Origin of the sequence: Cytobacillus sp. SAFR-174, from assembly GCF_051964675.1 — a bacterium.
Taxonomy (GTDB): Bacteria; Bacillota; Bacilli; order Bacillales; family Cytobacillaceae; genus Cytobacillus.
Window position 1 is genome coordinate 49,906 of record NZ_JBQCMZ010000025.1, and the last position, 13,215, is coordinate 63,120.

Annotated in this window: 8 protein-coding genes and 2 riboswitches; all 8 genes read left to right on the forward strand. The window is 43.7% G+C overall.

Going from position 1 to position 13,215, the window contains the following annotated elements; genetic code table 11:
* Nucleotides 1-38 precede the first annotated feature (38 nt).
* The 8 genes from ACTHRG_RS20430 to ptsG all read left to right on the forward strand — a co-directional run bounded on the left by ACTHRG_RS20430 (nucleotide 39) and on the right by ptsG (nucleotide 12,848).
* Nucleotides 39-1,496, forward strand: a complete 1,458-nt coding sequence (locus ACTHRG_RS20430) for an esterase/lipase family protein (protein WP_083675415.1) — start codon at nucleotides 39-41, stop codon at nucleotides 1,494-1,496.
* Nucleotides 1,497-1,679: 183 nt separating this feature from the next.
* Nucleotides 1,680-2,636, forward strand: coding sequence for an AAA family ATPase (locus ACTHRG_RS20435; RefSeq protein WP_076262131.1), 957 nt, complete (start codon nucleotides 1,680-1,682; stop codon nucleotides 2,634-2,636).
* A 1-nt stretch (nucleotide 2,637) separates the two neighbouring features.
* Nucleotides 2,638-3,852 (forward strand): DUF58 domain-containing protein, encoded by a 1,215-nt coding sequence (locus tag ACTHRG_RS20440; protein ID WP_076262128.1) that lies wholly within the window; start codon nucleotides 2,638-2,640, stop codon nucleotides 3,850-3,852.
* Nucleotides 3,852-6,056: a transglutaminase TgpA family protein gene (locus tag ACTHRG_RS20445; RefSeq protein ID WP_440231875.1), complete on the forward strand. Its 2,205-nt coding sequence runs from the start codon at nucleotides 3,852-3,854 to the stop codon at nucleotides 6,054-6,056. The genes ACTHRG_RS20440 and ACTHRG_RS20445 overlap by 1 nt, the downstream gene beginning before the upstream one ends.
* A gap of 70 nt (nucleotides 6,057-6,126) precedes the next feature.
* Nucleotides 6,127-6,228: riboswitch (purine riboswitch) on the forward strand.
* A gap of 217 nt (nucleotides 6,229-6,445) precedes the next feature.
* Nucleotides 6,446-7,966 carry a glutamine-hydrolyzing GMP synthase gene (gene guaA, locus ACTHRG_RS20450; protein ID WP_175609161.1) on the forward strand — a complete coding sequence of 507 codons (1,521 nt, stop codon included), beginning with the start codon at nucleotides 6,446-6,448 and terminating at the stop codon, nucleotides 7,964-7,966.
* An 85-nt stretch (nucleotides 7,967-8,051) separates the two neighbouring features.
* Nucleotides 8,052-8,153: riboswitch (purine riboswitch) on the forward strand.
* 127 nt (nucleotides 8,154-8,280) lie between these two features.
* The gene (locus ACTHRG_RS20455; RefSeq protein ID WP_076262119.1) at nucleotides 8,281-9,609 is read left to right on the forward strand and encodes an NCS2 family permease; all 1,329 of its coding nucleotides are present in this window, start codon (nucleotides 8,281-8,283) and stop codon (nucleotides 9,607-9,609) included.
* A gap of 118 nt (nucleotides 9,610-9,727) precedes the next feature.
* Entirely contained in the window at nucleotides 9,728-10,570 is an 843-nt protein-coding gene (gene glcT, locus ACTHRG_RS20460) for a glucose PTS transporter transcription antiterminator GlcT (RefSeq protein WP_076262116.1), read from the forward strand.
* A gap of 217 nt (nucleotides 10,571-10,787) precedes the next feature.
* Nucleotides 10,788-12,848 (forward strand): glucose-specific PTS transporter subunit IIBC, encoded by a 2,061-nt coding sequence (gene ptsG / locus ACTHRG_RS20465; protein ID WP_076262113.1) that lies wholly within the window; start codon nucleotides 10,788-10,790, stop codon nucleotides 12,846-12,848.
* Nucleotides 12,849-13,215 lie beyond the last annotated feature (367 nt).

Below are 13,215 nucleotides of genomic sequence, written 5' to 3' on the forward strand. Positions count from 1 at the left end.
TGGGCTTCCGTCCGGATCTCCCTTAAGGAGGGAATGGCTTGAAAATACATTTGGCAGGAGTGATCTTTTGTATGATGCTGATTTTCCCTGGTATGGCGAAGGCTGGCGGTTTTGGCGGTGATGACAGCGGGACTCCGGGTTATTGGTATGCCGGAGAATCACCTTCAAGCATTGACCCTTCCAAATCACCTCTTGTGTTTGTGCACGGCTATAATAATTCATCAGCAGTCTGGCATGAAGGTAATGATATGTACGAAGTGGCTTTGGCAAATGGATATGAAACAGCCTTCATTGATCTTCATCATGACCGGGATATGTGGACGAATGGTGCCATTCTGGCTGAGAAGCTTCAGGAAATGTACCATCATTTTGGGGGAAAAAAGCTGGTGGTCATCGGTTATAGCAAAGGCGGTGTGGATATTCAGACAGCCCTTGTGCATTACAATGCCCACCCCTATGTATCAAACGTCATCTCTCTATCCTCTCCTCATCATGGCACCCAGCTTGCGGATCTTGCACACAGCAGCGCCGCCTGGTGGCTTGCTGCTCTTCTTGGAAACAATAATGAAGCAACCGAATCCCTGCAGACAGGCAATATGCAATACTTTCGAAGCCTTACAGATTCCCATCAGAATGCTGGAAAAAATCGTTATTATACACTTGGCGGCACCAAATGGGGTTCATTTGGCAGTGCTTCCTACTGGGGAGGTTTATACCTGAGCACGTACGGAAAAAACGATGGTGTTGTGACAGCAGTTAATTCCCGGCTGCCTGGAGCTTCCATTGTTCAGGAAGGCGGCTGGAATCACACAACCATTCGGGAAGGATCCCATACATTCCTTGTATTCAAACCCTATACTACTATTACTCAGCCTGCAGCAGTTTTCTCGTCTCCAGGAACAGAAGCCGCTTCCAGTCAGCCTGGCTTTCATTCCATTGTAAAAGGCGGGAAAGCTGTCAGTGCAATCAGTGAGCAGTTTTCCGTGGAGGATAATGTAAACTCCCTAACTGTTTCTTTTTTAAGTGAAAAGAATTTGTCTGCTTTAAAATTAATCAGTCCGGAGGGAAAAGAATATAAAACGGGAAAAGCGTATAAAGAAGAATCCGATTTCTTCAAAGGAGCATGGGTTCACCAGTTTGAAATCGAGTATCCCGAAGCGGGAAGCTGGCTGTTAAAGGCTCCGGCAAATGCATCGTATCTTTACACCGTAACACTAAACAGTCCGTTAACTGATAAAATCCAGGACGAGTCTGCGAAAAGTCATAAAGCCTTTAAAACAAAATGGATCCGCTTCGGGTTTGATTCTTCAGGGAAAAAGCTGCAGCGAAAAGCGAAAGGAGAAAAGCCTGGCCTCATGACCGATAGCGATTTTTCACAGGAAGGCGTATACAATGTGACAATGGAAATAAAGGGCCATACCGAAAATGGAAAGCCATATGAAAGAACACTTATCGAATCTTTTTATATAGATCAGAATGGAAAACGACATAACTAACTGGTCTTTGGCTGCTGAGAAGCAGCCTTTATTTATGTTCTAAAACTATTTAGAAGATAGAACCATCCCAAGAAAAACACAGGAGTTTCCAGCGCGACAGCGAATATATAATAGGTTAGAATTAAATTTAGTAAATTGTAAATTAGTGGAATTAGAGATATAGAAAAAGGGGAGAGATTTCACATGGATCGAAATCAGATGCACCCTGCAATTGAGAGGGTATTAGGAAATATTGAAAAAGTCATGATCGGAAAACGGGATGTCGCAGAGTTAAGCCTAGTGGCGCTTTTAGCGGAAGGCCATGTATTGCTTGAAGATGTTCCGGGTGTCGGGAAAACGATGATGGTACGTGCGCTGGCTAAATCAGTCGGAGCTGCATTTAAACGCATCCAATTCACGCCAGATTTGCTGCCTTCGGATGTGACAGGTGTATCCATCTATAATCCAAAGGAAATGGAGTTTCAGTTCAGGCCTGGTCCCATTATGGGCAATATTATTTTAGCAGACGAAATCAACCGGACCTCTCCCAAGACGCAATCCGCTCTTCTTGAAGGGATGGAAGAAAGCAGTGTGACCATCGACGGAGTGACGCATCGTCTTGAAAGACCCTTCTTCGTTATGGCAACGCAAAATCCCATCGAGTATGAGGGAACCTATCCTCTTCCGGAAGCGCAGCTGGACAGATTCCTTTTAAAAATGAAAATGGGCTATCCGGATATTGCGGATGAGATGGAGGTCTTGAACCGGGCGCAGCGCATTCCGCCGATAGAAGATCTGGAAACGGTAATGGATCTGGCTGAATTGCGTTCCCTGCAGACAGAAATTAAAGAAGTGCATGTGGATCAAACGATTAAACGCTATATTGTGGAAATTGCCAATGGAACCCGTAACCACAGCAGTGTGTATTTAGGGGCCAGTCCGCGCGGTTCGATTGCTTTAATGAAAGCAGCCCAGGCTTATGCATTCATGTATGGCCGCGATTATGTTCTTCCGGATGACATTCAGTATTTGGCGCCTGCTGTTTTTGTTCACAGAATTATTTTAAGATCAGAGGCGAAATTCGAAGGCATTACCGCTGAAGAAGTGGTGGGAAGGGTCATTGCCAGGGTGTCTGTCCCTGTACAAAGGCTAGTGAAGTAAAATGAAACAGCTGTTAAATACACTGAAAGGTGTCTGGAAGCTGATTGTACTATTTCTGCTTATTTTGTTCACCTTTTCGTATGCCATGTTCCAGGGCGGCTTTGTCAGCTGGTTTTTGTTTTACAGCTTTGTGCCGTTTGCTTTATATGCACTGGGTCTGTCGTTTTATTCATTAAACGGCGTTAAAGTGGAGCGGATCCTGCCGAAAACAGAATACAATGCGGGTGAGCAGGCAGTGATTGCTCTGAAGATAAGCAGGGGGTCAGCTTTTCCTTTATTATACCTCGTCATTGAGGATGAAATGAGTGAACAGCTCCTGCATGCCAGGAAGTCAAACGAGGCAAAGAGATTCTTATTTCCGGGGTTCCAGAAGGAAATGTCCATTCAATACAAGATTAATAGTCTGCCCAGGGGAGAGCATATTTTTGCCTCTGTCCGTTTTAAAACAGGTGATCTGCTTGGTTTAGTAGAGAAAGAAAGGCAAGCTCCCGCTGAGAGCAGGATGATTGTCTACCCGGCGTATGAGGAAATCATCTATAAGCCCATGGCACATCATTACGAACAGGGAATGACTGCTTCAAAAGAGCGGGTGCAAAGGGATACTTCCATGGCAATCGGCATCAGGGAGTATCAGCCGGGAGACAGATTTTCCTGGATTAACTGGAAAGCTACCGCAAAGCGAAATGATATTATGACCAAGGAATTTGAACAAAGACAATCCCATGATGTCTATATTCTGATGGACTGTGCAGCGGATAGCCGATTTGAGGCCATCGTTTCGTTTACTGCCTCCATTGTAAGGGCGATTCTACGTAAAGGAGCACAGGTCGGGTTTTTGACCTCTGCAGCTGCCCGGACAGCTTTTCCTATCAGAGGCGGAGAAGCACACCAGCTTCAGCTGTTTCATCATTTGGCAAAAATAAAAGATGATTCGGCAGCATCCGTGGACCGGGTTCTTGAAGCAGAGCATTTTCTTCTGCAGCAGAACAGTCAGCTGATGATTGTTACAGCACAATTAACAAAAGTACTTATAGAGAAAGCCGGATTTTTTACTTCCAAAAATGGGGCCATGACGATATTTTTAATCAAAAATGAGCATGAATCTCCTTCCGGTGATGAACTGCTGCTTAAAGCCTCTGCGAATGCCAGGGGAATACGTGTCATATTAGTTCATAACGGACATTTTGCAGATGTGTTTTCGGGGGTGGGCATGTAATGGGATATCAGCGGGTTCAAAAGGATTTTGCCACCTTTCTTCTTTATGTTCTTGGCTTTTTCTTATTATGGGAATGGCTGCGCCCGGTTGAAGAGCTGACAGATACGTCGAATATTATCGTTTTCCTTGTGTTCCTTGTATTGTCACTCCTGCTGGCTTTCTTTGGTGTAAGTCCAGTAATGAGCAGTATTATTAAGGTGCTTTATATTTTATATGAGCTGCATTATTTATATTTTGAAGGCTCCTTTTTTCAGTTTTCATGGATAGCCGTGTTTGCATCGGATATGTGGCACAACTTAGAATTGCTTGCTGAGAGAGACTGGCCCGCCATAACCAATCTTTTCAGAAGCCTGCTTTTTTTCATACTGCTGTGGCTGATGACCTATTTGATTCAGTACTGGCTGATTAATCGCAGGCAGATTTTCATTTTCTTTTTCATGACACTCATTTATATAACGGTCCTGGACACCTTTACACCTTACACGGCAGACGCAGCGATTGTCAGGACAGTTATTGCGGGCTTTGCAGTTATGGGCATCTTAACGTTTAACCGCCTTCTGGAGCAGGAAGGGCTGAAGAAAGAAGCCTCTCTATCGCGAAAATGGATGATTCCGCTGACTGCCCTGATCGCGCTAAGCACCGGCTTGGGATTTGCTGCTCCTAAGGCAGAACCGATTTGGCCCGATCCTGTTCCGTTTATTAAATCCTATGGGCAAAACAGCGGCAGTGATGGCTCGGGTATTCAGAAAATCGGCTATGGAGAAGACGATTCCCGCCTTGGCGGCCCTTTTATAGGAGATAACGCTGTGGTTTTCAGGGCGGAAGTGGAGTCCCGCCATTACTGGAAGGTGGAAACGAAGGATACGTATACAGGCAAGGGCTGGGTAACCTCTCAGCCTGAAGGGGAATACCTTCCGTTTGGAATGGGAGAAGAAATCCCGGTTACATCGTTCATCGATAACGATGCAATTGAAACCACTGAAGAAGTAAGCTCGGTTTATACTTTTATGAATTACCCTCATGTGGTGTATCCGTTAGGGTTAAAAAGTATAGAAGCCTCGCCTTTCATTACCTATGAGCTGGAAACGGCCACAGAAAAGATCCGGACATTGGATAGCGGACGGCCATTTGCATTGGAAGATTACAAATTGGATTTTGCGGTGCCTGAATACAGTGTGACTGCCATGAAGGCATCGGGAGCAAAAGCGGAATCACTTCCTGAGGAATTTTTGTCCCGATATACACAGCTGCCTGAAGAACTGCCTGAAAGAGTCAGGGAGCTGGCGCAGGAAATCACTCAGGATCAGCCGGATTGGTTTGAAAAAGCCCGGGAGCTTGAGAAGTATTTCCGCAGAGCTGAGTATAGCTACAGCCAGACAGATGTAGCGGTTCCGGATGAAAATGAGGATTATGTGGACCAATTTTTATTTGATACCAAGCAAGGGTATTGCGACAATTTCTCTTCCTCCATGGTGGTTATGGCGAGGTCGATTGGATTGCCGGCAAGATGGGTAAAGGGCTATACAGAAGGAGAATTTAAGCAGTCGCTTGGGTCTGGTCTTCGCTTGTTTGAGGTAACAAATAACAATGCCCATTCATGGGTGGAAATTTATTTTCCTGAAATGGGCTGGGTTCCATTTGAACCAACCCAAGGCTTTAACAATAACGTTCAGTTCAATTTTGACACGGCCGGTGAAAATACGAACCAGCCGGAGGCAGAAAAGCCAAAAGAGACTGAGACTCCTGTCAAGCCGGACAAACCTGACGTAACTTCATCTGAAGAGTCGCCGTTTACTTTAGAAAAGCTTTTGGGCAATATAGAGTCTTTCTTTAAAGAACATTGGAAAGTCATTGGAGCAGCCGTATTGGCAGCTGCTTTGCTTGTTATCCTGATTTACCAAAAACGGGGTAAATGGCTTCCTTATTATTTCATCTGGAGATTTAAAAGAACAAGGAATGATGAGCACTTCTCCAAGGCTTACCTGATTCTTTTGAAGGAATTGGACCGATACGGGTTAAAACGGAAAAGCGGACAAACCTTAAGGGATTATGCCAAGTATGTTGACAGTTTTTTCTCAACAAGGGAAATGAGCAGGCTGACAGCCCGCTACGAAGAGCTTGTCTACAGGGGAGTCATGAAAGAAGGAAGCTGGAATGATACGAAGGAATTGTGGGAAAATTTAATTAAAAGGACAATAGCTTGACCGGGATTTGTGGCTGTTGTTACAATAGGCAAATAAGACAGCGGCATATTGTTCGGGTTTTGCCGTTTTACACAATTAAATCATGCACCTTCATATATCCTCGATAATATGGTTCGAAAGTCTCTACCGGATCGCCGTAAATGATCTGACTATGAAGGCAGAAGAAGTTTTTTGCTATACGTGAGAACCGGAATTCTGCCTTCACTTTTTTTTGTGGAGAAAGAGTCCCGGTTTTTTTATTGTCCAGCTTCCCGCTGATATATATGAAATGCTTGAGAAATTATATTTTTACTAGATATTTTATCTGCAGGAGAGAAGACTAAAGGCAATATAACAAATTTAATGAGGTGAACAGTGTGACGGGGAAAACAGAACTTCAAAATCAGGAAATGATAGTAGTGCTGGACTTTGGAAGCCAGTACAATCAGTTAATCACACGCAGAATTCGTGAGTTTGGTGTATACAGCGAGCTGCATCCGCATACGATTACAGCTGCAGAAATCAAGGAAATGAATCCGAAAGGAATTATTTTCTCCGGAGGTCCTAACAGTGTCTATGGCGAAAATGCCTTCCGCTGTGATGAAGAAATTTTTGAACTGGGCTTGCCGATTTTTGGAATCTGCTATGGCATGCAGCTGATGACCATGCACTTTGATGGAAAAGTAGAACCTGCCAAGCACCGTGAATACGGAAAGGCGATCATGAAGATTGAAAACGAGTCCAAATTGTTTACAGATCTTCCTCGGGAACAGACAGTCTGGATGAGCCATGGCGATCTTGTTGTAGAGGCTCCGGCTGGTTTCACAGTGGATGGTACCAATCCATCATGCCCGATTGCGGCTATGAGCAATGAAGAGCGCGGTTTATACGCTGTTCAATTCCACCCAGAAGTGCGCCACTCCGTTCATGGAAATGATATGCTGAAAAACTTTGTGTTCGGTGTTTGCGGCTGTACCGGTGATTGGTCAATGGAGAACTTCATTGAAATTGAAATGGAAAAGATCCGCCAGGAAGTTGGAGATAAAAAGGTGCTTTGCGCATTGAGCGGCGGGGTTGACTCATCTGTTGTTGCCGTCCTTATCCATAAAGCAATCGGCGACCAGCTGACATGTATTTTCGTGGATCACGGCCTGCTGAGAAAAGATGAAGCAGAAGGCGTCATGAAGACATTTGCTGATGGCTTTAATATGAATGTAATTAAAGTGGATGCCCAGGAACGCTTTATGAATAAGCTTAAAGGTGTGAGCGATCCTGAACAAAAGCGTAAAATCATTGGCAATGAATTCATCTATGTATTCGATGATGAAGCTGCTAAGCTTGAAGGCATTGATTTCCTTGCACAAGGAACACTTTATACCGATATTATTGAAAGTGGAACAGCTACTGCCCAGACGATTAAATCTCATCACAATGTAGGCGGGCTTCCTGAAGATATGCAATTTAAGCTGATTGAGCCGCTTAACACTCTGTTTAAAGATGAAGTGCGTGCATTGGGATCTGAGCTTGGCATTCCGGATGAAATCGTGTGGAGACAGCCATTCCCAGGTCCGGGATTAGGCATCCGTGTTCTGGGAGAGATTTCAGAAGACAAACTGGAAATTGTGCGCGAGTCTGATGCCATTTTGCGTGAGGAAATTAAAAAGGCAGGTCTGGACCGTGATATTTGGCAATACTTCACTGTTCTGCCCGACATCCGCAGTGTGGGGGTAATGGGTGATGCCCGGACGTATGATTATACGATTGGAATCCGTGCCGTTACTTCAATTGATGGCATGACATCTGACTGGGCACGTATCCCTTGGGATGTGCTGGAAATTATTTCAACAAGAATCGTGAATGAAGTATCACATGTAAACCGGGTTGTGTACGATATTACGAGCAAGCCGCCTGCTACGATTGAGTGGGAATAAAATACGAACAATAATAAAAAGCGGACATGAAAATGTTCGCTTTTTCTATTGACTGGGACTTTTTGAGGTGCTATGATAAAGAAGAATTAAATATGTTGTTTTACGTCGTATAATCTTGGGGATATGGCCCAAAAGTTTCTACCGAGCTGCCGTAAATAGCTTGACTACGAGGTAAGTGCAAATAGGGATGTTTTTGCCTTTATTCTTTTTTGTTTTTCCCTATGGCAAGCACGAGCCAGTTGTCAATGCTCCGGTACTCAATACCGGAGTTTTTTTTATTGTGAAAATAAAGATAGACAATAGGGGGAAAAGAAATGAAGAAGTACTTCCAGTTTGAAGAACTTGGTACGAACTATCGCCGTGAATTCATCGGCGGACTCACAACGTTTTTAGCAATGGCTTATATTTTAGTCGTTAACCCGATTACTTTATCGTTAATGGATATACCGGATTTGCCGGATGCCATGAGAATGGACTATGGGGCAGTTTTTGTGGCGACAGCAGTGGCTGCGGCAATCGGATCCCTTTTAATGGGGGTATTAGCCAAATACCCGATTGCACTTGCACCCGGAATGGGATTAAATGCGTTTTTTGCATATACAGTTGTGTTAACAATGGGAATTCCTTGGCAGCATGCATTAGGCGGGGTTCTGATCTCAGGGATTATTTTTATCCTTTTATCCCTGTCAGGTTTGCGTGAAAAAATTATTAACTCGATTCCTGCAGAATTAAAGTATGCGGTCAGTGCCGGAATCGGTTTGTTTATTACATTTGTCGGCGCTCAAAGCGCAGGGCTTATTGTCAACAATGATGCGGTCCTTGTTGGATTAGGCGATTTTACTGACGGGAATGTGCTCCTGGCTATTTTCGGCATCGTCATAACAGTGATCCTGATGACAAAAGGAATTAATGGCGGAATCTTTATAGGTATGGTAATTACCACAGTTACTGGGATGATTGCCGGCTTGATTGACGTCCCTGGAAAGGTAGTTGATTCTGTGCCAAGTGTGGCTCCAACGTTCGGAGCGGCATTCGGGGCATACAGCGACCCTTCATTCTTCTCAACCAGCATGCTGGTCGTTGTCCTGACATTCCTGTTCGTCGACTTCTTTGATACAGCTGGAACGTTGGTGGGTGTTGCCAACCAGGCGGGCTTAATGAAAGAAAATAAATTGCCTCGTGCAGGTAAAGCGCTTCTGGCAGACTCAACAGCAACAGTCGTTGGTGCGATTTTCGGAACATCCACCACAACTTCCTTTATAGAATCTTCATCAGGGGTTGCGGCAGGTGCTAGAACAGGATTTGCATCAATTGTCACAGCTGGGTTCTTCCTGCTTTCATTATTTTTCTTCCCGCTATTAGAAGTCATTACTTCTGCGGTGACGGCTCCAGCACTGATCATTGTCGGTGTATTGATGGTTGCATCATTAGGCAACATTGACTGGACAAAGTTTGAAATTGCTGTTCCGGCATTCCTGACAATTATTGCAATGCCATTGACTTACAGCATCGCAACAGGAATTGCAATCGGATTTATCTTCTACCCAATCACCATGATTGTAAAAGGAAGAATCAAAGAGATTCACCCAATCATGTATGTGCTGTTTGTCATATTTGTTATGTATTTCATTTTCCTGAAGTAACAGGATGTGTGGGACCCGCTGGGATGCGGGTCTCTTTTTAATTCAAATCGATTCGTTGACTTCCCGTACAGGCTTTTATACCATGAGAGTACATTGTTTAATGGGCGGGGAGAAGAGAATGGGTGAGTACAAGGTAAAAAAAGTGCTGAATAATAACGTCCTTATTGGCAGCCATGAGTCATTGGGAGAAGTCGTCCTGATTGGAAAGGGGATTGGCTTTAACCGGAAATCGGGCCAGCCAATCGATTCTGCTTTGGTTGAAAAGCTTTTTGTGCTTAAAAATGAAAAAGAGCAGGAGAATTATCTGAAGCTCATGCCTTATGTGGAGAATGAATTGCTTGAGGCAATTATCTCCTCGATCCAATTGATTAAACAAAGGGCAAACTCCATGCTTAATGAGCATATCCATGTTGCGCTTACTGACCACTTGATGTTTGCGATAACACGCATGAAGAAAGGGATGGAAATGAGAAATCCTTTTCTTATCGAAACGAAGACACTTTACCCATTTGAATTCGAAATCGCCCAGGAAGTTGTAAATCTTATAGGGCATCGCACGGGTATTTATTTGCCGGAAGGAGAGATTGGGTTTATTGCCCTGCACGTTCACAGTGCTGTAATGAACCGTGATTTATCCGAAGTGAATCAGCATTCTCAGCTGGTGACTCATCTCGTTAACATGATTGAAGACCAGCTGGACATTCAAATTGATAAAGACAGCATCGATTATATGAGGCTTGTCCGCCATATCCGCTTCACCATTGAAAGGGTCAACAAAGGCGAGATCGTTGAAGAACCGGAAAAAATAACTTCACTCTTGAAAGAAGAATACCCGGTATGCTACAATCTCTCATGGAAGCTCATTAAAGTAATGCAGCAAACATTAAAAAAAACAGTCTATAACGCAGAAGCTGTGTATCTGACTATGCATCTGCAAAGGCTTCAAAAGAAAATAAATTAATTACGATAGTATCTTGTCCAGAAATGGCAAGTCTTTACGTGTTACTGATTCGATCAGGCATGAGTGAAGAAAGGTAATTGAATTTAGGGAAATAGGGTATGATACCCTTGTATGCACCTGGATTCTATCCTTTTTTCCTCATGCCTTTTTTATTTTTTAATGGTTGCCGCTATTAAATGAAAACGCTTAATGAGTAAAAAATTTAGGGGGTTAACATATGTTTAAAAAAGTATTTGGCGTCCTGCAAAAAGTCGGAAAAGCCTTGATGCTTCCTGTAGCCTTGCTGCCTGCAGCGGGGATTCTGCTTGCTCTTGGTGCGGCTCTGCAGAATCCGGCGCTGCTCGAACTGGCTCCGTTCCTGGATAACAGCGGGGTTGAAATCGTTGCCCAGGTTATGCAAAAAGCAGGGGATATCGTCTTTGCCAACCTGCCGGTGTTATTTGCAGTTGGTGTAGCTGTTGGTTTGGCAGGCGGTGAAGGTGTAGCTGCGCTAGCTGCTATTATCGGTTATTTGATTATGAACGTGACAATGGGTACGGCTGCCGGAATAACGGCAGAGGATGTAAATGGACTTAATTATGCGAATATCTTAGGTATTCCAACTCTGCAAACTGGTGTATTCGGCGGTATTATAGTTGGGATTATCGCTGCTGCATTATACAACAAATTCTATGAAATCGAACTTCCTTCATACTTAGGATTCTTTGCAGGGAAACGTTTCGTTCCCATTATTACGGCTGCTGCATCAGTAGTCCTTGGTTTGCTGATGCTGGTTATTTGGCCGCCAATCCAGGAAGGATTAAATGCCTTCTCACAAAACATGGTTCATGCAAACCTGACTTTATCAGCATTTATATTTGGCTTAATTGAACGGTCGCTGATTCCTTTTGGTCTGCATCATATTTTCTACTCTCCGTTCTGGTATGAATTTGGACAGTATGTAACGAATGCAGGTGAAACAGTACGCGGAGACCAGCGGATTTTCATGGCGCAAATCAGTGACAATGTACAAAACCTTACTGCGGGTACATTTATGACTGGTAAATTCCCGTTCATGATGTTCGGTCTGCCTGCTGCTGCATTAGCCATTTATCATGAAGCACGTCCTGAAAAGAAAGTGGTAGTCGGAGGTCTTATGGCGTCTGCGGCATTAACTTCTTTCTTAACAGGTATCACAGAGCCGCTTGAATTCTCATTCTTGTTCGTAGCTCCGATTTTGTTTGCTGTACACGCAGTGTTTGCAGGTCTTTCGTTTATGACCATGCATCTCTTGGATGTGAAAATCGGCATGACTTTCTCAGGCGGTTTGATTGACTATATTTTATTCGGATTAATCAACCCTCAGACAAATGCCTGGATTGTTATTCCGGTTGGATTGGTATTCGCTGTGATCTATTACTTTGGCTTCAGATTTGCCATCCGCAAATTTAATTTAATGACTCCTGGCCGTGAAGAAGTAGAAGATGAAGAATCGGCTGCTTCAGGCAAAGGTGGAGATCTTCCATATGAAGTTCTTGATGCTATGGGCGGACAAGAAAACATCGCTCATCTAGATGCTTGTATTACTCGACTTCGTGTATCAGTAAACGATATTAAAAATGTAGATAAAGAACGCTTGAAAAAACTTGGCGCTTCTGGGGTACTGGAAGTTGGAAACAACATTCAGGCTATCTTTGGCCCGAGATCTGAAACAATCAAAGGCCAAATGAAAGACATCATGAGCGGCAAAAGACCGCGCGCAGTTGAAAAAGCTCCGGAAGGCGGAGTGGAGCAGCAGATTGAAGAAGTAAATCCTGAGGCTCTTCAGACTGAACATAAGGAAGATTCATTCATTGCGCCAATAAAAGGTGAAATCAAACCAATTACAGAAGTACCTGACGCTGTATTCTCAGGTAAGATGATGGGTGATGGTTTTGCGATTGTGCCTTCAGAGGGAACTGTAGTTTCACCGGTAGACGGGAAAATCGTTAATATGTTCCCGACTAAGCACGCAATCGGCATCCTTTCAGACTCAGGCCGTGAAATCCTGATTCATGTGGGTATCGATACAGTTAACCTGAAAGGCCAGGGATTTGAAGCGTTAATTGCTGAAAATGACCGTGTAGAAGCTGGACAGCCGCTATTGAAAGTGGATCTTGATTATATCGGGGAAAACGCCACTTCTATTATTACACCGATCGTCTTCACAAACCTTCAGCAGGGTGAGGCGATTAAAATTAATAAGCCTGGCGCTGTTGATCTTAAAGAAAAAGATATCATCGTCATCTCAAAACAATAATATATAATATAGAAGAAACCAGCTGCGGTTCAAACAGCTGGTTTCTTTTAATTTTGAAAGGATAATAAAATCCTTATATTTTTTATGAATAATTTGTTGACCTTCTGGGTAGCAGGTGTTATTATATAAAAACAGTCGCTTGAGACGCTAACAGCATTTGAAAGTTTTTAAAAAAGTTGTTGACGAAGCGATTGAGAAATGATATATTAGTAAAGTCGCTTCTGAGCGGCAGATTGATCTTTGAAAACTGAACGAACAATACGTCAACGTTTAAATCATTAGTCTTTTTCGAAAAGACAACTCGAGCTTAATCAACTCTTATATGGAGAGTTTGATCCTGGCTCAGGACGAACGCTGGCGGCGTGCC